At 40.6% G+C, this 19,912-nt stretch carries 16 protein-coding genes; 5 read left to right on the top strand and 11 right to left on the bottom strand.

Features of this window, described 5'->3' with window-relative positions; all coding sequences use genetic code 11:
- Nucleotides 1-210: 210 nt before the first annotated feature.
- Nucleotides 211-1,149, bottom strand: coding sequence for a diacylglycerol kinase (locus tag V4T18_RS01965; RefSeq protein WP_332645971.1), 939 nt, complete (start codon nucleotides 1,147-1,149; stop codon nucleotides 211-213).
- A 301-nt stretch (nucleotides 1,150-1,450) separates the two neighbouring features.
- On the opposite strand from V4T18_RS01965, the gene V4T18_RS01960 reads away from it, so the two are divergent.
- The 5 genes from V4T18_RS01960 to V4T18_RS01940 all read left to right on the top strand — a co-directional run bounded on the left by V4T18_RS01960 (nucleotide 1,451) and on the right by V4T18_RS01940 (nucleotide 7,344).
- Nucleotides 1,451-3,097, top strand: coding sequence for a peptide ABC transporter substrate-binding protein (locus V4T18_RS01960; RefSeq protein WP_332645969.1), 1,647 nt, complete (start codon nucleotides 1,451-1,453; stop codon nucleotides 3,095-3,097).
- 421 nt (nucleotides 3,098-3,518) lie between these two features.
- Entirely contained in the window at nucleotides 3,519-4,448 is a 930-nt protein-coding gene (locus V4T18_RS01955; protein WP_332645967.1) for an ABC transporter permease, read from the top strand.
- 41 nt (nucleotides 4,449-4,489) lie between these two features.
- Nucleotides 4,490-5,383 (top strand): ABC transporter permease, encoded by an 894-nt coding sequence (locus tag V4T18_RS01950; protein WP_332646283.1) that lies wholly within the window; start codon nucleotides 4,490-4,492, stop codon nucleotides 5,381-5,383.
- Between the two features lie 13 nt (nucleotides 5,384-5,396).
- Complete coding sequence (locus V4T18_RS01945) at nucleotides 5,397-6,449, top strand: ABC transporter ATP-binding protein (RefSeq protein ID WP_332645966.1); 1,053 nt, start codon at nucleotides 5,397-5,399, stop codon at nucleotides 6,447-6,449.
- Nucleotides 6,439-7,344, top strand: coding sequence for an ABC transporter ATP-binding protein (locus V4T18_RS01940; RefSeq protein ID WP_332645965.1), 906 nt, complete (start codon nucleotides 6,439-6,441; stop codon nucleotides 7,342-7,344). The genes V4T18_RS01945 and V4T18_RS01940 overlap by 11 nt, the downstream gene beginning before the upstream one ends.
- Nucleotides 7,345-7,393: 49 nt before the next feature.
- On the opposite strand, the gene V4T18_RS01935 is transcribed toward V4T18_RS01940, so the two are convergent.
- From V4T18_RS01935 to V4T18_RS01890, 10 genes are all read right to left on the bottom strand, one after another.
- Nucleotides 7,394-7,951 carry a thioredoxin family protein gene (locus tag V4T18_RS01935; RefSeq protein WP_332645963.1) on the bottom strand — a complete coding sequence of 186 codons (558 nt, stop codon included), beginning with the start codon at nucleotides 7,949-7,951 and terminating at the stop codon, nucleotides 7,394-7,396.
- A gap of 846 nt (nucleotides 7,952-8,797) precedes the next feature.
- Nucleotides 8,798-10,243, bottom strand: coding sequence for an Asp-tRNA(Asn)/Glu-tRNA(Gln) amidotransferase subunit GatB (gene gatB / locus V4T18_RS01930; protein WP_332645961.1), 1,446 nt, complete (start codon nucleotides 10,241-10,243; stop codon nucleotides 8,798-8,800).
- A 2-nt stretch (nucleotides 10,244-10,245) separates the two neighbouring features.
- Nucleotides 10,246-11,709 (bottom strand): Asp-tRNA(Asn)/Glu-tRNA(Gln) amidotransferase subunit GatA, encoded by a 1,464-nt coding sequence (gene gatA / locus V4T18_RS01925; protein ID WP_332645960.1) that lies wholly within the window; start codon nucleotides 11,707-11,709, stop codon nucleotides 10,246-10,248.
- 19 nt (nucleotides 11,710-11,728) lie between these two features.
- A complete protein-coding gene (gene gatC / locus V4T18_RS01920) occupies nucleotides 11,729-12,019 on the bottom strand; it encodes an Asp-tRNA(Asn)/Glu-tRNA(Gln) amidotransferase subunit GatC (protein WP_332645957.1) in 291 nt (96 codons plus the stop codon).
- A gap of 185 nt (nucleotides 12,020-12,204) precedes the next feature.
- Nucleotides 12,205-13,380 (bottom strand): CamS family sex pheromone protein, encoded by a 1,176-nt coding sequence (locus V4T18_RS01915; RefSeq protein WP_332645955.1) that lies wholly within the window; start codon nucleotides 13,378-13,380, stop codon nucleotides 12,205-12,207.
- A 16-nt stretch (nucleotides 13,381-13,396) separates the two neighbouring features.
- Entirely contained in the window at nucleotides 13,397-15,397 is a 2,001-nt protein-coding gene (gene ligA, locus V4T18_RS01910; protein ID WP_332645953.1) for an NAD-dependent DNA ligase LigA, read from the bottom strand.
- Between the two features lie 12 nt (nucleotides 15,398-15,409).
- Entirely contained in the window at nucleotides 15,410-17,677 is a 2,268-nt protein-coding gene (gene pcrA, locus V4T18_RS01905) for a DNA helicase PcrA (protein WP_332645951.1), read from the bottom strand.
- A 42-nt stretch (nucleotides 17,678-17,719) separates the two neighbouring features.
- Complete coding sequence (locus tag V4T18_RS01900; protein WP_332645949.1) at nucleotides 17,720-18,412, bottom strand: heptaprenylglyceryl phosphate synthase; 693 nt, start codon at nucleotides 18,410-18,412, stop codon at nucleotides 17,720-17,722.
- Nucleotides 18,413-18,535: 123 nt separating this feature from the next.
- The gene (locus V4T18_RS01895; protein ID WP_332645947.1) at nucleotides 18,536-18,853 is read right to left on the bottom strand and encodes a YerC/YecD family TrpR-related protein; all 318 of its coding nucleotides are present in this window, start codon (nucleotides 18,851-18,853) and stop codon (nucleotides 18,536-18,538) included.
- A gap of 19 nt (nucleotides 18,854-18,872) precedes the next feature.
- Nucleotides 18,873-19,910, bottom strand: a complete 1,038-nt coding sequence (locus V4T18_RS01890; protein ID WP_332645946.1) for a DUF3048 domain-containing protein — start codon at nucleotides 19,908-19,910, stop codon at nucleotides 18,873-18,875.
- Nucleotides 19,911-19,912 lie beyond the last annotated feature (2 nt).

Raw genomic sequence — 19,912 nt, 5'->3', positions numbered from 1 at the left:
ATAATTCCAACACCAAAACTTAACAGGATGAGCTTTCGTTCTTGGGTTTTGTACAATCGCAACACTTCCTTCTCTTACTGATATCCCTATTTTCCACTATAACAATGAAAAAAACCTTTATAATGGACTGAAATATCAGCCTATTTATAAAGGTTTCGATTTTTGTTCAATGAATATACGCATAATTGCCAAAGTTTTTTCTCATACATTTCACAAATGCTGTTCTGAAGCCATTTCCACTCGATCTTCGTCACGAATTTTTGCTAGTGGCACAAAAATATCGATATGTCGTTTTAAGTTTTCAAACGTTGCTGGCGCGTCTCCACCATATTCACCATCTAGGTTTAAATGAACCTCATCTTGTGATGTCACTTTTACTACGCTTGCCTTTTTATAGATTAGACGATCATCCTTTAAATGCTCACCTTTTAGGGCCAAGGCAGCAAGCTGAACAAACTCAGGTAAGCTCACTTTTTTCAGCACAATTAATGTAAACTTGCCGTCATTGATACTTGCATCGGGAGCAAGCTTTTCAAAGCCACCGACCGAATTTGTTAAGCCACATAAGAACATCATGGCATCACCATCAAACACTTCGCCGTCGTATTCAATACGCATATGGGATGCACGAATGGATGGAATCATCTCAACTGCCTTTAAATAATAGGCTAGCTGACCAAGCACTGTTTTCATCTTGCTTGGTACCTCATATGTGAGCTCTGTGATTCGCCCGCCAGCAGCAATATTAATGAAATAGCGTTCTCCATTAAGTAGACCAACATCTACCGGTATTGTATCCCCTTGAATAATAATATCGATGGCTTCTCCCACATTTCGCGGAATATGTACAGCACGTGCAAAATCATTTGTTGTACCCATTGGAATAAGACCAATTTTGGGGCGATTTTCAAATTGGCTTACGCCTGATACAACCTCGTTTAGCGTCCCATCTCCACCAACTGCAATAATAATATCAAATCCACGTTGAACTGCGATTTTTGCTGCATTAGTTGCGTCGCCCTCACATGTTGTCGCATGACAGGATGTCTCATAGCCTGCTACCTCTAGTTTTTCCAATACTTCTGGCAAATGTTTTTTAAACGCCTCTCGTCCAGATGTAGGGTTATAAATTATTCTAGCTTTTTTCATTTTCATCATCCTACAAGTTTATTTTTTCTTTTACTATTTACGATAATTTACAAAAAAAGTTGCACTCTATTCATAATCTACATTTTACTGTAATACAATTAATTTTAGTACCATACATTTTTATATTATGGGGATTTTAAAATATTTTATGAAGAATGGGGGAATATTTTTCACTATCTTTTACATTATCTAGTATTTGGAATATTTAATCAATCTAGCTTTACTTTTTAGAGATTTGAATCTATTTCGTTGTCAAATTTCTGAAAATTGATAGGAACACAAATTTTAAGGAGGGCATTCTATGAAATGGAACAAGTTTTTAATGATGTTTATGGTACTAGCCTTTGCCGTCATTCTCGCAGCCTGTAACTTTGGTGGAGAAGAGACAACAGACAAGGAAGACGAAACAGATGATGGTAAAACTGAAGCACCTGCAGCAAAAGAATTGAACCTATTAATAGCATCAGAGCCACCAGACCTACATCCACAGTTGGCGACGGATACAACTTCAGGGGCGATTTTACAAAACACATTTGAAGGATTAGTGACAATGATTGATGGTAAGCCCGAGTTAACTGGTGCTTCAGATGTTAAGGTTAGTGATGATTTATTAACGTATACATTCACTTTACGTGATGCAAAATGGTCGAACGGCGATCCAGTAACGGCTGAGGACTATGCGTATGCTTGGATGTTTGGACTAAATCCTGAAAATGCATCAGAATATGCGTCAATCCTTTATGCCATTAAAGGAGCTGAAGCTTACAACTTAGGACAAGGCAAGGCTGAAGATGTAGCGATCAAAGTTATCGATCCAAAAACGATTGAGGTTACTTTAGAGGCTCCAACACCTTATTTCTTAGAATTAGTGGCATTCAAAACGTACTTCCCTATTCACAAAGCAACTTCTGAATCGAATCCAAAATGGTATACAGAAGCAGATGGCTTTATCTCAAATGGTGCCTTTACTTTAGCTGATTGGCAGCATAGCGGTTCACTTACGTTAAAGAAAAACGAGCAATATTGGGATGCAGCAAATGTGAAGCTTTCTCAAGTAAATCTAGAAATGGTAGAGTCCGAAGTAACGCAAATTACGAAGTTTGATTCAGGCGAAATTGATTTCTTAGGTACTTCTTTCGGCTCGATTTCCTTAGATGCTATCGAGCGTTTAAAATCTGAGGATAAATTACAAATCGCTGACTATACGGGTGTTTATATGTACAAATTCAATACGACAGATAAAGTGATGTCAAATGCGAATATCCGTAAAGCTTTAACACTAGCAATTGACCGTGCTAGCCTCCTAAAAAATATTACTAAGGGTGAGCAAGTACCTGCTCTAGGCTTAGTTCCAAGTTCAGTTGAAGGATTTGGTGATGATGCTGGCTTCTACAAGGACAATGATATTGAAGGGGCAAAAGCAGCTTTAGCAGAAGGCTTAAAGGAGCTTGGTATTTCTAATCCAAGTGAACTAGAAATTACGCTTTCGTTCAATACAAGTGAAGCCCACTCTGCCATTGCACAATTCATTCAAGAGGGCTGGTCGAAAAACTTAGGCATTAAAGTGAATTTAGATAATGCTGAGTGGCAAGTGTATTTAGATAAGCTAAGTAACCTTGATTATCAAGTTGGTCGTTTAGGCTGGATTGCTGATTATAACGATGCTTACACATTCTTAGAGCAATATGATTCAGCTAAAAACGGTAACAACGATACAGGCTGGGAAAACCCAGAGTATACAAAATTAGTTCATCAATCTAGAACTGAGACTGATGCGGCAAAACGTTTAGAGATGTTACAAAAGGCAGAAGAAATTTTCATGACTGAATTGCCTGTAGCACCAATCTATTACTATACGAACCTTTATGTTAAACAAGATTATGTACAAAATATGAAGCCTGATGCATTAGGCAATATTAACTTAAAATACGTTGATGTAACAAAATAATCATTAACGTGTCATAAGTACAGAAAGGCTGCGAATAATCGAGAGATCGGTTCATGCAGCCTTTCTTGTTTTCTTAATATGATCACTTTTTGGTTGTCACTGTGGATTGTAGATCGTTGATTTCCGTTATAGGCGGACGCTTTCCCGCTGGAGTCGCCGCCTTCCACTTCAGTCAACTACATTCAACTGTCTCAGATTCGGATGAAAAATGATTTTTACTAAAGGGGTTTCGTTAATTTATTTAGAACGCTACAGAGTAATGTTTTTTTGCACCGGAAGTGAAGCAGTAGGTGTAAAGCTTCCTGAAGGATAACGAGTGCCGAAGCGGAAGGTAATAGCCATTCTGTTATATACAAATAAACGTTTGTTTTTTTCTCATTTTTAGGTACTTATTCAAATCAAATAGCGAGGAGGTTATAGAATGCTAAATTATATTTTGAAGCGGCTAGTTTATATTTTAATAGCCTTACTGTTAATTATTACGGCAACATTCTTCTTAATGAAATTAGCCCCTGGTAGTCCTTTTGCAAGCGAAAAAAACTTTCCTCCCGAAATTGAAGCTCAATTAATGGCCAAATATGGTTTAGATAATCCTTGGTATATTCAATATAAGGATTACTTAATTTCGACACTTACTTTTGATTTTGGTGAATCTACAAAATATACAGGCCGCTCTACAAATGACATCATCTTTGAAAGCTTTCCTATTTCGTTAACGCTCGGTATTGAAGCGATGCTGCTCGCAATCTCATTTGGCGTATTTTTAGGCATCGTGTCGGCACTGTATCATAATAAAATCCCTGATTACATCTCGACCATTATCGCCATTTTTGGAATTTCTGTTCCGTCATTTATATTAGCTGGATTATTACAATACTATTTAGCCTTTGAACTAAAATTATTCCCTGTGAGTGGTTGGAAAGGATTTATTTACAGTGTTTTACCTGCTTCAGCAATCGCTCTTACTCAGGCAGGCTTTATTGCGAAGCTAACTCGCTCCAGCATGCTAGAGCATACTCATAGTGATTATGTAAAACTCGCCCGTGCAAAGGGGCTTGGTAAATGGACAACGGTTTTCAAGCATACACTTCGTAACGCCTTATTACCTGTTGTCACTTATTTAGGACCATTAACGGCTGCTGTCGTTACAGGAAGTTTTATCATTGAACAAATTTTTGCGATTCCAGGACTCGGTCGTCATTTTGTAACGAGTATTACGAATCGTGATTACACCGTCATTATGGGCACGACTGTTTTTTACTCGATCATTCTTCTGTTCTGTGTACTGATCATTGATATCCTTTATAGCGTCATCGATCCACGAATTAAACTGAAGGGAGCGAAAAAATAATGGCTAAAAACGATCCTTATACTGATAACCTATCCCGAGAGATGTTTAACGTTGTCGGTAGTCGAACGAATGAAGCAGACAAGCTTTCCGATAAATCGGTGTCCTTTTGGAAGGAAGTTATGCTTCGTTTTTCTCAAAACAAACTTGCTATTATAGGGTTAATCTTATTAGTAATTATTGTGCTAATGGCTATTTTCGTTCCTATTTTTTCTCCGTATAAATATAGTGATCAATTAGGGCTTTATAATACTGCCCCTTCTGCTATCCATTGGTTCGGTACGGATGATTTAGCTCGCGATATGTTTGTTCGTGTATGGTACGGGGCGCGTATTTCTTTATTCATCGGTTTAGCTGCTGCCTTAATCGATTTAATTATCGGTGTTTTATGGGGTAGTATTGCAGGCCTTTCTGGTGGTCGTGTAGATAATATTATGATGCGTATTGCAGATGTATTAACGGCTGTCCCTTATTTACTTGTTGTGATTATTCTACTCGTCGTCATGAAGCCAGGTTTAATTCCGATGATTATCGCTCTTTCGATTACAGGCTGGATTAATATGGCGCGTATCGTACGGGGCGAGGTTTTGTCGATTAAAAATCAAGAATATGTGCTAGCGGCGCGTACGTTAGGTGCTGGAAAGTGGCATTTAATTAAACGGCATTTAATTCCCAATGCACTCGGGGCAATTCTCGTGACGATGACATTAACAGTACCTGTTGCCATTTTTACAGAGGCTTTTTTAAGCTACTTAGGCTTAGGTGTTAGCCTACCTCAGGCGAGCTGGGGAACGATGGCATCTGAAGGTAGTAAGGCGCTTAGATCGGCACCGTGGCGGCTCTTATTCCCTGCTCTTTTTATCTCGTTAACCATTTTTGCATTTAACGCAGTTGGAGATGGCCTTCGAGATGCACTTGATCCGAAATTACGAAAATAAGGGGGGGCTTGCTATGAATAAGCTACTTGAAGTAAAAGACTTGCACATCCATTTTAAAACCTTTGCAGGTATCGTTCAGGCCGTACGTGGTGTCAATTTCGAGCTATATGAAGGAGAAACCCTTGCCATTGTAGGTGAATCGGGCTCTGGAAAAAGTGTAACGAGTAACGCTCTAATGAAGCTAATTCCTCAGCCACCTGGTTTTTATAAAGGAGGACAAATCGTATTCCAAGGACGAGATTTAGTTCAACTTACGGAAAAGGAAATGTCCAAAATTCGCGGAAATGATATGGCGATGATTTTCCAGGACCCAATGACAGCGCTAAATCCTACAATGCGTGTTGGTCGCCAAATTACTGAGGTGATATTAAAGCATCAGAAGGTATCGCGTAGTGTTGCGAAAACGCGTGCCACTGAATTATTAGCACAGGTTGGAATTCCACTCCCAGAAAAACGTTTTCGCCAATTTCCGCATGAGCTAAGCGGGGGGATGCGTCAGCGTGTGGTAATCGCGATAGCATTAGCAGCAAATCCGAAGCTATTAATTGCCGATGAGCCGACTACAGCACTTGATGTGACAATTCAAGCGCAAATACTAGAGCTGATGAAGGATATCCAAAAAAAGAATAATACGTCGATTATTTTTATTACACATGATTTAGGTGTTGTGGCGAACGTTGCAGACCGTGTAGCTGTTATGTATGCTGGGCAAATTGTGGAGTACGGTACCGTAAATGAAATATTCTACAACCCGCAGCATCCATACACGTGGGGTTTGCTCGGCTCAATGCCTGATTTAAATAATGATAGCGATGAGCTCCTACGTGCGATTCCAGGCTCCCCTCCTAACCTGATTGATCCACCTAATGGAGATGCCTTTGCTCCACGTAATGAGTTTGCACTAGCTATTGATTATGTTCAGGAGCCACCAATGTTTCAGGTGTCGGACACTCATTTTGCCAAAACATGGTTATTACATCCGGATGCACCAAAGATTCCAGTTCCGCCTTTAGTTTCTAAACGAATCCAGGGCTATTTGCAGGAGGAGAAACTCTATGCCAAATAAAATATTAGAGGTCAAAAATTTAAAGCAATATTTTGGGACAAGGAAGCAGCCGATTAAAGCTGTTGATGGCATTAGCTTTGATGTGTTTGAAGGCGAGACACTCGGGCTTGTAGGTGAATCTGGTTGCGGTAAATCTACAACGGGCCGCTCTATCGTTCATCTTTACGATATTACAGAGGGAGAAATTATTTTTAAAGGGAAAAACGTTAGTGATATTTCTTCTAAAAAAGAATTACGGCAGTTTAATCGTGAAATGCAAATGATTTTTCAGGATCCTTATGCATCATTAAACCCCCGTATGACAGCGGGTGAAATAATCGGTGAGGCATTCGATATTCACCGACTTTATAGGAATAAAAAAGAGCGTGCTGAAAAAATTGTGTCCCTATTAGAGGCTGTGGGGTTAAATCGTGAGCATGCGAACCGTTATGCACATGAGTTTTCTGGTGGACAGCGGCAACGTATCGGGATTGCTCGTGCACTTAGCTTGAATCCTAGCTTTATTATTGCAGATGAGCCGATTTCAGCACTCGATGTTTCGATTCAAGCTCAAGTAGTTAATTTATTAAAGAGGCTTCAAAAGGAGCTTAAATTAACGTTTTTATTTATTGCACATGATCTTTCTATGGTGAAGTATATTAGTGACCGAATTGCCGTGATGTATAGAGGTAAAATAATCGAGCTAGGCCCTGCAGAGGAAATTTATCATGGGCCGATTCATCCCTATACAAAGTCACTATTATCAGCTGTGCCACAGCCAAATCCATTGTTAGAAAAACGTCGTCAACGCATTCCATACGAGCATGAAGAAACGACTGCAATGGAAAGCATGTATGAGGTGCGTCCACAGCATTTTGTGTATGGGTCAGAGGAGCAGATTAAACGGTGGAGTTAATACAATGGGGGTGTCTAGAAAGTTTTTACTTTCTGGACACCCCCATTCATTATGCTAACGCTTCTGTTACTCGTTTTTTGAAATCCTCATATACATAAGTCCAAAGCTTGGCATCGCTTGTGTATTGTTCTAATAAATTTTTATATAATTCCTTTTGCGCTTCTTCAAAGGCTGGGTCGTCCTTTTGTGGTAGACCTGCACGTGCCTCTTCGACCATTTGCTGCAACTGTGGTGCACGTGGGCCCCACTTCGCGACAATCTCCCCTGCTCCGTTTAATAACAAGTAGATCGGAATGGCACGACCACCATTCGTTAAATGACGATCAATCAGCTCTGTATCGGCATCACGTAGGGCAGTACGCATTTCCAAATCTGCAGCCTCAGCTACTTTTCGGATAATGGGATTATTTAGCATAGCGTCGCCGCACCAATCCTCGGTAATAGCTAAAATATGTAGCCCACTGGTTTTCAATTTCGCAATAAAATCGTCCTGTGGTACTTTAAATGCCTCATAAATCGCAAGGCTGCTTTCTTTCAGCTGAGTCATGCCATCCATATAGTCTGAAATTGGCATACTCTCTTCAAAATATTGTTGCTCTGTTTTCATTTATAATCCCCCCTATTCCTTTTATTGTGCAACTTGAGCCCCTTTTTCACAACTATTTGAACTTGGCATAAAGGTGGAGGTGATAAATTAATGCCCATGTATAAGTATTGCTAATGTTGATTTATGCCAGCGCCAGAAGCTAACAGATGTTTCTTGTAGCGAAATGCAAGCGTCTGCTACACGATTTGTGGTCACGAAGGCGATGGATGTGACAGAACGTGACGATAAAATATCATCAGCCTTATTTTGGGGCGTGATGAGATTTTCTAATGGAGTCCAAGGTTACTAGCCACATTTTTCAAAATACTAGCCAACAATTCGAAAATACTAGCCATATTTTTTAAAATATTAGCCAAAATTTCAAATTTACTAGCCAATGTAAAACGGGGCAAAAATATTACTAGCCTTTAAAGGTAAATACTCGCCAATTTTCTGATTCTATTAGCCATTTTGGGTCCCGTTACTACTGCCCTAGCTCTTCATCAACACTTAACCGCATATTCCGATACGTGCGCACGGCTTTTCTACACTCCTACTAATGTTAGTATGTTTTCGAGGACTTGGATTCAGCGTCCTCAACTCGCAAATGCTAGGCGGCAGGATCTTCAGCTCATGCTCATCCCACCCTATGATAAAAAAACAAAGCAAGCCCCGCCACGTAGACTTCTGTGGGAAAGCGAGACAGTCGAGACCCCGCAGAATTTGCACTCGTGCAAATTTGAGGAGGCTCGGCGCTCGCCCACGAAAAGCGGAGTGGCGGGGCTTGCTGATTTCTATGGAACTAATAAAGTTTGCTTACAGTCTAACACGACTACCGATTAATACCGATAGCCGTGTACAGCATTATTAGCGTTTATTAATTTCTTCCATAAGGATTTGGTTCGTTAATTGTGGGTTTGCTTGACCTTTAGACGCTTTCATAATTTGGCCAAGTAATGCCTTAATTGCACGGTCTTTACCTGCTTTGAAGTCTTCTACTGATTTTGGATCGTTATTTAACACTTCTGTTACGAAACCAAGAATGACAGCTGGATCAGAAATTTGCACTAAACCTTTTTCTTTTACGATTTTCGCTGCGTCTCCACCATTTGTTACGAGCTCAGTGAAAACTTTCTTCGCAATCTTAGAAGAGATTGTACCGTCAGAAATTAATTTCACCATGCCTGCAAGGTTTTCTGGTGTAAGAGCTGTTTGACCAAGCTCTTTTTGCTCTGCGTTTAAGTAAGCAGAAACGTCACCCATTAACCAGTTAGCAGAAAGCTTTGCATCTGCACCAGCAGCTACCATTGCATCAAAGAAGTCTGAGATTTCTTTATTGATAACAAGGACAGCAGCATCATAAGCAGTTAAACCAAGCTCTGATTCATAGCGTGCTTTACGAGCATCTGGAAGCTCTGGAATCGACGCTTTAATACGTTCAACCCACTCATCCGAAATTGAAAGGCGTACTAAATCTGGCTCTGGGAAGTAACGGTAATCATCCGTACCTTCTTTTACACGCATCAGAATTGTTTTACCTGTTTTCTCATCGAAACGGCGTGTTTCTTGCTCAATCTCACCACCAGCCATTAACACTTCTGCTTGGCGGATTTCTTCGTGCTCTAAGCCTTTACGTACGAAGTTGAATGAGTTTAAGTTTTTCAGCTCTGTTTTTGTACCAAACTCTTCGCGACCATAAGGACGTAAAGAAATGTTCGCATCACAACGTAGTGAGCCCTCTTCCATTTTACAGTCTGAAACGCCTGTATATTGGATAATTGCTTTTAGTTTTTCAAGGTATGCATACGCTTCGTCTGGTGTGCGGATATCCGGCTCAGATACGATCTCAACAAGTGGTGTACCTTGACGGTTGAAGTCTACTAATGAATAGCCATCACCGTGCGTTAATTTACCTGCATCCTCTTCCATGTGAAGACGTGTAATACCGATTTTTTTCGTATAGCCTGGTGTATCACCTTTAGCTGGAATTTCGATTTCAATCCAGCCATTTTTCCCGATTGGCTTATCAAATTGAGAAATTTGGTATGCTTTCGGATTATCTGGATAAAAGTAATTTTTACGATCGAATTTTGTTTCTTGCTCGATTTCCATGTTTAAAGCAAGAGACGCCTTCATCGCGAAATCTACAACGTTTTTATTTAACACAGGTAGGACACCTGGATAACCAAGGTCGATTACTGTTGTGTTTGCATTTGGCTCAGCACCAAAGTGATTTGGTGAAGATGAGAAGATTTTTGAGTTTGTTTTTAGCTCAACGTGTACCTCTAAACCAACGACTGTTTCAAAGTTCATTATTATTTCCCCTCCCATAGAGCTGGAGTTTGCTTATGGAAGTCTGTCGCTTGCTCATAAGCATATGCTGCACGGTAAATAGTTTCTTCATCGAAGTGTTTACCGATAATTTGTAAGCCTAGTGGTAAACCGTTTTCGAAGCCACATGGAATCGAAATAGCTGGTACACCTGCTAAGTTGATTGGAATCGTTAAAATATCGTTTGCGTACATTGTTAACGGATCATCTACATTTTCACCAATTTTAAATGCTGGTGTTGGAGCAGTTGGTCCAATAATTACATCATAGTCCTCGAACACTTTGTCATAGTCTTGCTTAATAAGTGTACGAACTTGTTGTGCTTTTTTGTAGTATGCATCGTACGTACCTGCAGAAAGTGAGTAAGTACCAAGCATAATACGACGTTTTACTTCATCACCGAAGCCTTGTGCACGTGTTTCTTTGTACAGCTCCATTAGGTTTTTCACGCCTTCAGCACGGAAGCCATAACGGATACCGTCAAAGCGAGAAAGGTTAGATGAAGCTTCTGAAGATGACAGAATATAGTAAGCAGCAAGTGCGTATTTTGAATGTGGAAGTGATACTTCTTCTACTGTTGCACCTAGTCCTTTTAATACTTCTAAAGCATCTAGCACAGACCTTTTCGCTGCTTCGCCAACACCTTCACCAAGGAATTCCTTTGGTACGGCAATACGAAGACCTTTAATATCGCCGTTTAGCGCTGCTGCGTAGTTTGGCACTGGTACATTTGCTGAAGTAGAGTCGTGTTCATCTACACCCGAAATCGCTTCTAATAGTAAAGCATTGTCACGTACATTACGTGTAATTGGTCCGATTTGGTCAAGTGAAGATGCGAACGCTACTAAACCAAAACGAGATACACGACCGTATGTAGGCTTCATTCCTACAACACCGCAATATGCTGCTGGTTGGCGGATTGAACCACCTGTATCTGAACCAAGTGAGAATGGTACTTCACCTGCTGCTACAGCTGCTGCCGATGCACCTGAAGAACCACCTGGTACGTGGTTTAAATGCCAAGGATTTTTTGTTGTTTTGTATGCTGAGTTTTCGTTAGAAGAACCCATCGCAAATTCGTCCATGTTTAATTTACCGATTGTTACCATGCCTGCCTCGCGCAGTTTTTTCACAACCGTTGCATCGTAGATTGGCATGAAGCCTTCTAAAATTTTAGAAGCACATGTTGTTTCTATGCCTTCTGTTACGATATTATCTTTTACCCCGATTGGAAGACCGAAAAGTGGTCCACGCTCTTCAAAAGGTACTTTGTCTAATTGGGCAGCTTGTGCTGTTGCTTGCTCTTTATTTAATGCTAAAAACGCTTGTACATCGCCGTCTAATGCTTCAACACGGCCGAATGCTTCTTTTGTTAAATCAGCGATTGTTAGTTCACCGTTATGTAGGCTTTCTTGCAATTCTTTCGCTGAACGCTCAAATAATGTCATGCGGTGCGCCTCCTATTGATTAGTCTAAAATTGATGGTACTTTTACTTGACCAGCTTCTTGCTCTTTCACGTTTAACATCATTTTCTCGCGTGGTAACCCTTCGCCCGCTACGTCTTCACGTAGTACGTTTACAAGTGGTAACACGTGTGATGTTGGTTGAACATTTATCGTATCTAGTTCATTTAACTGCTCAGCAAAATCTGTAATCTTTCCTAGTTGCTCAGCAAATTTTTCTGCTTCTTCATCTGTAATAGCTAAGCGCGCTAAATGTGCAACGTGCTTTACCTCTTCTTTTGATAATTTCGCCATTTAATACACCTCCGAATTCGTTAACCATGCCCAATATAATACCATTTTTCAATATAAAAATCACAACTTTGATAAAAATAACCCAACTTCTATAAGACTACCGTAAAATTCTCGTCATTTAGCACACTAAAGTGTAAAGAACTCATTCTTTAGAAAAACAGCGTCGCTAACTGCGACGCTAGTTTTTATTCATAAATATGAACAAAGGGATCATCACTGTTTGGCTCTTTCTTAATCAGTGCTTCTGCTCCGTTTACAGATGTAATGTTGACTGTAATCGCTAAATCCTCTGGGAATTGCTTTAACATAACACCTGTTAAATATTGCGTAAAGCCTATTATTTCAGCTGTTCCATAAAATTGAATCGGCACCTCAATTTCTAAGCTTGCAATATCTTTATTTTGATAAAAGCCAGTCCCAATAACACTCGTAAAATTAGAGAAATACTTATCAATATCTTGCTTAAATTTTTGGAAATCGTCATTCATTTCACGATAAATATCTTCCGGAGAAGACATTGGGAACGTGACAAATTTTTCTTCGACATTAACCCATTCACCTAATTTGGTTTCGTTCTTATCGGACACATTATAGGCAAAATAAGTACCTGGAACAATGGAATTTCGTGCCTCTTGCTTAAATAGAGCAATAACAATTGGTACATCAGCAAGTTCTGGACGAGCACGAAGACGGTTAATAATCTCTTGTGCCATTTCCTTACCAGCCTTGACTAAATCGGCATTTGTAATTCCTTGCTCAAAGTATTCCCCATATTGTTCCTTTTGATAATAATAAACAGAATTTAAGGCTAGTCCGATCGACAATCCGCCTAGCTTTACTTTATTTTCGTCCGTTTTAACCAAGTAATTTTGCTCAACTATATGAGCTAAATAAATGGGTGCTTTATCTGCCTTGACTGTAGGCTCCATTTCCTGTCCAGTCGCTTTATCTATACTGGAAGGATTTAGACCTTGTAGCTCTGGTTCCTCATCCTTCGTTTGGTTTTTACGAGCCAGCCAAAAGCTTATCGTTTCCTTATCTAAGTATTGCCCTTCTTGGAAGAAGTAGTTTTCTGTATCGAACTCATGCTGGGAAATGCGCATCAACCCATTCTCCACTTCTCTCATGTCGTATTTGGTTGAAATATTAGATACGACTAGGCCTCGACTCGCACTTTCTTTATATGGAATTAACGTTCGGTAATAATTATCACTCAATTTTAGGTTAGGGATAATTGTCGTTTCCACTTCTTCTGATTGGTCTGTTTCATGTAGTACTTCTCCGTCTGGATTTATAGACGGTGCACATCCAGCTAACATCGCAAAGGCAATTATTGCCGGAATCCAGCGAAATCGGTTCATCTTAACGTGAGCCCCTTTACTGTTGTAGTTGTTCGATTAGACGGTTTTCATCCCAAATTTCGATGCCTAAGCTTTGTGCTTTATCTAATTTTGAGCCAGCATCCTCACCTGCAATCAAAAGGTCTGTTTTTTTACTAACACTCCCTGATACAGTTCCGCCTAACTCTTCTATTTTCGCTTTTGCTTCGTTACGTGTCAATTGGGCAAGTTTTCCTGTTAGTACGATTGTTTTTCCAGCAAACGGATTCGCACCCGCCTCTACAACCACCTTTTTACCTTTATAGGTCATATTGACGCCAACACCTTGTAGTCGTTGAATGAGTAGTTTAACTTCCTCATTATCAAAGTACGCAACGATTGAATCCGCCATTTTATCCCCGATTTCGTGAATGTTTGTCAGCTCCGTATTCGTTGCTGCCATTAGTGCATCCATCGTTTCATATTGCTCGGCAAGAATTTTGGCTGCCTTTTCACCTACATGACGAATACCTAAGCCGAATAACAGTCGTTCCAGTGAATTTTCTTTTGATTTTTCTAATGCCTCCACTAAATTCGTTGCCGATTTTTGTCCCATTCGGTCAAGCTGTACAAGCTGTTCTACTTGTAATAAATATAAATCCGCTGCATTGGCAATATAGCGCTCACGTAGTAGCTGCTCCACGACCTTCTCGCCTAGCCCATCTACATTCATTGCATTACGCGATACAAAATGCTTAATGCCCTCTGCAATTTGTGCAGGGCAGGCTGGATTGACGCATCGAAGGGCCACTTCCCCCTCGATTCGAATAAGGTCGCTATCACAGGCAATACAGTGCTCCGGCATTTTATATGGCTCTGTATGTTCAGGTCGCTGGTCTAAAATCACTCCCACTACCTCCGGGATAATATCTCCTGCTTTTCGGATAATGACCTTATCACCAATACGAATATCCTTTTCACGAATTAAATCTTCATTATGCAGTGAGGCACGACCAACTGTTGTTCCTGCTACTTGTACTGGCTCTAAAATGGCTGTTGGTGTAATCACACCTGTACGACCAACTGTTAAATCGATATGAAGTAGCTTTGTGACAACCTCTTCGGCTGGGAACTTATAGGCAATCGCCCAGCGAGGACTTTTCGCTGTAAAGCCTAGCTCATCCTGATGAGAGAATCGATTTACTTTTATTACAATACCATCAATTTCATAAGGTAAATTTGGGCGTTCTTCCGTCCACTTAGTAATAAACGCTAATACGTCCTCAACAGTTGCACAGGCCTGTCTTTCTCGGTTTGATGGGAAGCCTAGCTCCTGCAGGTAATCTAGCATTTCTCCATGCGAATCAATACCATACGCCTCGCCATCTCCACCAATCGAATAAATAAATGTAGAAAGATTACGGCTCGCAGCTATTTTAGGATCAAGCTGTCTAAGCGAGCCTGCTGCTGCATTTCGCGGATTCGCAAAAAGCTCCTCGCCTCGTTGGGCACGCGCTGCATTTAAAGACTCGAACGATTTTTTTGGCATATATGCCTCACCACGGACTTCGATTGTAACTGGCTCCTTTAATCGAAGGGGAATCGCGCGAATCGTTTTTAAGTTTGCCGTAATATCCTCGCCTACCGAGCCGTCTCCACGAGTAGCACCCTGCACAAACACACCGTTTTCATAGCGTAGGGAAATGGCAAGACCATCAATTTTAAGCTCACAAACGTAGGAAAAGTTATCTCCAATTGCTTGGCGGATTTTACGGTCAAAATCACGTAAATCTCCTTCATCAAAGGCGTTAGATAAGCTTAGCATCGGGTATTGATGTGTAACCTTTTGGAAGCCTTCAAGCACAGCTCCCCCAACTCGCTGTGTAGGGGAATCGGGATATATTAAAGAAGGATTGGCCTTCTCTAATGCAATTAACTCATGTAAAAGTTCATCGTAAACAGCATCGGGTACGATCGGCTTGTCTAACACATAATAGGCATAGCCATATTCATGCAATAACTGATTTAGCTCTGCGACGCGTTGTTCCGTTTCATTCATAAAATACCTCCATTACGCCTTTGTGATTGGCGCAAATTTTGCGAGTAATCGTTTAATGCCTTCATTCGGGAAGGCGATATCAAGCTCAAGGCCATCACCTTCTCCCTTCACACTTACAACTGTACCTTTACCCCATTTTTTATGTAGGGCTTTATCACCTATCCGCCAAGAAGATAGATTAGCTGTACTTGCTGCCTGTGGTTTTGTAACAGGCTCCGTCCTTTTATTTACCACTCCCTGTGAGCGATACGGCATGCGATCCTGGTAGCCGGAACGATTGGAGCCAAATGGTAAACTCTCTTGTGCCAGTGAACGACCTCCAGCTCTCGATACATGCTCAAGGATGTCGTCTGAAATTTCTCGTAAAAATCGAGAAGGTGCGTTGAAGCTTGAGCGACCAAAGATTGTACGAGATTGAGCACTCGATAAATATAACCGTTGTTCTGCACGCGTTATGCCCACGTATGCAAGCCTGCGCTCCTCCTCCATCTCTTCAGGATCATCTAACGTACGAGAATGCGGGAAAATATTTTCTTCCATCCCGATAATAAATACAACAGGGAATTCAAGTCCTTTTGCTGCATGCATCGTCATTAGTATAATGGTACCTTTTGCCTTCTCCTCTTCGTCTAAAGAATCGATATCGGCAATTAGCGCAAGGTCTGTTAGAAAGGCAACGAGCGATTTATCTTCACTACGCTCTTCAAATGCCTTTGTAACAGTTAAAAATTCTTCAATATTTTCTAGTCGACTCTCTGCTTCAATCGACTTTTCATTTTGTAGCATTGTTCTGTAGCCTGAACGCTCGATCACTTGCTCTACAAGCTCTGTTACGGACAATTCCTCCTGCTTTGCTGTTAAATCCGCAATCATCGCATAAAATCTTTCTGCCGAAGCGGCTGCTTTCCCTGTTAAGCCGATAAAAACAAGCTCCTTCATGGCATCAAAGACAGAGCGGTCCTGTTCAATGGCATAACTTAGCATTTTATCAAATGATGTAGCACCGATGCTTCGCTTTGGCTCGTTAATAATCCGCGCTAGCGATAAATCATCATCGTTATTTGCGATGAGGCGGAGGTAGGCAAGTAAGTCCTTAATTTCTTTGCGGTCATAGAATTTTGTGCCACCTACGATTTGATAGTTCATACTCGATTTGACGAGCACTTCCTCCATCACACGAGACTGTGCATTCGTACGATATAGGATGGCAAAATCATCTAGCTTACGATTTTCCTTTTCCATTAATCGCTGAATGGTTTGGACAACGAACTGTGCCTCTTCCTGCTCGTTGTACGCCTTGTAATAAACGATTTTTTCGCCTTCATCATTATCGGTGCGTAACACTTTCGGATAGCGGCTTGAATTTTTTTCGATCACATCATTTGCAGCTTGTAGGATACGCTTTGTTGAGCGATAGTTTTGCTCCAGCATAATCACCTTGGCATCCTTATAATCCTTTTCAAACGATAAAATATTGGATATATCCGCCCCGCGCCAGCGATAAATCGATTGATCAGAATCCCCTACTACACAAATATTGCGGAACTTCTTTGCTAGCATTTGTACTAGCTTGTATTGAGAGTGGTTCGTATCCTGATACTCATCCACGTGAATGTATTGGAATTTATTTTGATAGAATTCGAGTACATCTGGTGCTTGTTCGAATAATGTAATCGTCATCATTATGAGATCATCAAAATCAAGCGACTGGTTTAAGCGAAGGCGCTTTGTATAGCCCTCGTACACCTGGGCAACAACCTTTTCAAACGGGTTGTTAGGATTCATATTCGCCTTATAGCCATCTACTGTGATGCATTCATTTTTAGCGGAGCTAATTGTACTTAAAATCGCACGTGGCTCATATTTCTTCGGATCGATATTATACTCTTTTAATAAATTTTTAATCACCGTCAGCCCGTCTGAGCTATCTAAAATGGAGAAGCTTTTTGAATAGCCTAAGCGGTCAATATTGCGTCGGAGTATACGGACACACATCGAGTGGAACGTTGATACCCACATGCTTTCACACGTGCCATTTCCTAAAATGGCGTCAATTCGCTCACGCATTTCTCGCGCTGCCTTGTTCGTAAAGGTAATCGCCAAAATTTTGGATGGATATACTTCCTTTTCAACGACTAAATACGCTATACGATGTGTCAGCACACGCGTTTTTCCAGAGCCAGCACCCGCCATAATTAATAAGGGTCCTTCTGTCGTCTCCACAGCTTTTTTTTGCTGAGGATTCATACCAACTAGTAAATTATTCGTAATTTGTTTCATAACGCACCACCTTAAAGCGAACTCTTGTTCTTATATTAATTATTAAAGCATAGTTCCCTTAACTGCTTCAACTGTTTTTAAAGCTGCCTGCAAGTCGTCATATATAATATTTCCAACAACTACTGTATCTGCACAACGAGCCATTTCTGCAGCTTGTTCAGCATTCGTAATCCCACCACCATAAAATAGCTTTGTATCGTTCAATACTTCCTTTACCGACTCTACTAAGGCTGGATCGCCGTATGTGCCGCTATATTCCATATAGAAAATTGGTAGCTTAAAATAGTTCTCTGCTAGGCGAGCATAAGCGATCACATCATCCTCTGAAAGGTCCGTTTTTGCCTCTGTAGCCTGTGCAACTTTACAATCTGGATTTAATACACAATAGCCTTCAGCAACTAGCTCCTCCCATACCATAATTTCACCGTATTCTTTAATCGCCTCGTGATGTAAATCCTTCACCCATTTCGTATCCGTGCTATTTAACACAGAAGGGATAAAATAATAATCGTAGCCCGGTGTAACCGAATCTATTGTTGAGATTTCTAGTGCAACCGGAACAGAATAACGACGAACGCGAACTAATATATCAAGGACATTATCTATTGTGATACCATCTGTTCCTCCTACTAGAATGACATCTGTGCCGGATTCACAAACAAGCTCTAGCGCCTCATCAGATATTTCCTTTGCCGGATCAATTTTAAATACATGCTTCCAATTTAAGTAATCCATAAGATCCCCCTACCATTCAAAAAAATCTTTTGCTTCAAGTATAGCGTAAAGTAATAAGAATGAAAAAAACTGAGCAGTGAACTGCCCAGCCTCAAGCCATACAACTTTTCGTATGTAGATTCATTACTTCGGAGCTTGGAACGGTTTTTCGTCCGGATATAAGCGACCAAGCATTTCATCGTACGTATCATTTCCATAATCAAAACAGCGGCGTACTCGCGAAATTGTCGCTGTAGAAGCACCTGTTTCTTTTTTGATTGTTTCATATGTTTTTTTCAAACGTAATAAATGTGCCACTTCAAAGCGCTGTGCTAGTGATTGGATCTCACTAATTGTGCATAAATCATCGAAAAATTTGTAGCACTCTTCAATATCTTTTAGCTCCAATACCGCTTTAAACAATTGATCTGTTTGATGTCCACGAATTTTTTCGATTTGCATTAAACTCACCCTTTCCTCACTATTCTGAATATGTCACACTCGACGCTAGACCAGGAGATGTTGGTACAAAATGAATCCATGTTTGCCCTGCAACAAGCTTCACATCACTACCGTCATCTTCAACTGCTACGAGTAAACCATCTCTATTTTTCCAATTTACTTCGCGTAACATACCTTGCTGTACAACATAGGCCTTGCCACCAGAAGTAATATCGATCTCTCTTCTACCTTCGCGATCAATTGTACGATGTGCCATTTCAAAGAACAGCACATTTGATAGTGCTACTGGCTCCCCGGTTAAATAATCAACTGTGTCCTTATTCGCTGATTGTCTACCATAAGTGTTGGATTCTTTATGGTACGTATAAACACTGTTAAACGTAGTATTTTTACCATAATTCATTGCTACTTGATTTGCATCCAACCCTATTTTAACACTATCTTGCTCTTCATAAAACGAATATGATATTTTTTTCTGATAAACTAATGAAGCCCCTACTTTTTCTGCAGCAGCTGTAATATCTCCACCCTCAATATAGGAATTATGTGGTGCTTTTCGTTCAGACGATCGCTTAAAGAGAGTCCCATCATACTGCATCCCATTTATATTATCAACTACACCACTTGATAGCATCGACTTCGCTTCTGGGCTATAGCCATGTGCAATATAAAAGGCATCCAGCCCTTCTGCAATATCAATAAAATAAGAACGTGCACTACGTACCGGACCAATATTTGACGGCAATTGGGATTGGTACAGAGCGAGGAAGCGTGTGACATCCCCCTCTGCTAGCATTTCATAAACAACATCAGCATAGGCAATACCCGATTGAGGACGCGCATCGGGATGATTATTAACCGTAACAAGTATAGGGCGAAGTACTGGCTCTTCCGCTACGGCTTCCCCTGTAAAAGGCGTCGTATAAGGAAGCTTCTCCGCCACTCCAGCCTCCTCTACGTCGTCTCTTTCATCCTGGACTGCTTTATCTTTTTCATCATTACAAGCTGTCAGAAGTAATATCGAGCATAATGCGAACAACATTCTTTTTTTGACCATAG

This window comes from Lysinibacillus sp. 54212, from assembly GCF_036662795.1.
In the GTDB taxonomy this organism is placed as follows: domain Bacteria; phylum Bacillota; class Bacilli; order Bacillales_A; family Planococcaceae; genus Lysinibacillus_B.
The sequence above is the reverse complement of the archived record's forward strand: the minus strand, read 5'-3'. Positions and strand labels throughout refer to the sequence as shown.

What these genes read in the sequence shown, in the direction of transcription:
- V4T18_RS01965 (WP_332645971.1), bottom strand. Translation starts at nt 1,149, where the DNA reads ATGAAAAAAGCTAGAATAATTTATAACCCTACATCTGGACGAGAGGCG.
- V4T18_RS01960 (WP_332645969.1), top strand. Translation starts at nt 1,451, where the DNA reads ATGAAATGGAACAAGTTTTTAATGATGTTTATGGTACTAGCCTTTGCC.
- V4T18_RS01955 (WP_332645967.1), top strand. Translation starts at nt 3,519, where the DNA reads ATGCTAAATTATATTTTGAAGCGGCTAGTTTATATTTTAATAGCCTTA.
- V4T18_RS01950 (WP_332646283.1), top strand. Translation starts at nt 4,490, where the DNA reads ATGTTTAACGTTGTCGGTAGTCGAACGAATGAAGCAGACAAGCTTTCC.
- V4T18_RS01945 (WP_332645966.1), top strand. Translation starts at nt 5,397, where the DNA reads ATGAATAAGCTACTTGAAGTAAAAGACTTGCACATCCATTTTAAAACC.
- V4T18_RS01940 (WP_332645965.1), top strand. Translation starts at nt 6,439, where the DNA reads ATGCCAAATAAAATATTAGAGGTCAAAAATTTAAAGCAATATTTTGGG.
- V4T18_RS01935 (WP_332645963.1), bottom strand. Translation starts at nt 7,951, where the DNA reads ATGAAAACAGAGCAACAATATTTTGAAGAGAGTATGCCAATTTCAGAC.
- gatB (WP_332645961.1), bottom strand. Translation starts at nt 10,243, where the DNA reads ATGAACTTTGAAACAGTCGTTGGTTTAGAGGTACACGTTGAGCTAAAA.
- gatA (WP_332645960.1), bottom strand. Translation starts at nt 11,709, where the DNA reads ATGACATTATTTGAGCGTTCAGCGAAAGAATTGCAAGAAAGCCTACAT.
- gatC (WP_332645957.1), bottom strand. Translation starts at nt 12,019, where the DNA reads ATGGCGAAATTATCAAAAGAAGAGGTAAAGCACGTTGCACATTTAGCG.
- V4T18_RS01915 (WP_332645955.1), bottom strand. Translation starts at nt 13,380, where the DNA reads ATGAACCGATTTCGCTGGATTCCGGCAATAATTGCCTTTGCGATGTTA.
- ligA (WP_332645953.1), bottom strand. Translation starts at nt 15,397, where the DNA reads ATGAATGAAACGGAACAACGCGTCGCAGAGCTAAATCAGTTATTGCAT.
- pcrA (WP_332645951.1), bottom strand. Translation starts at nt 17,677, where the DNA reads ATGAAACAAATTACGAATAATTTACTAGTTGGTATGAATCCTCAGCAA.
- V4T18_RS01900 (WP_332645949.1), bottom strand. Translation starts at nt 18,412, where the DNA reads ATGGATTACTTAAATTGGAAGCATGTATTTAAAATTGATCCGGCAAAG.
- V4T18_RS01895 (WP_332645947.1), bottom strand. Translation starts at nt 18,853, where the DNA reads ATGCAAATCGAAAAAATTCGTGGACATCAAACAGATCAATTGTTTAAA.
- V4T18_RS01890 (WP_332645946.1), bottom strand. Translation starts at nt 19,910, where the DNA reads ATGGTCAAAAAAAGAATGTTGTTCGCATTATGCTCGATATTACTTCTG.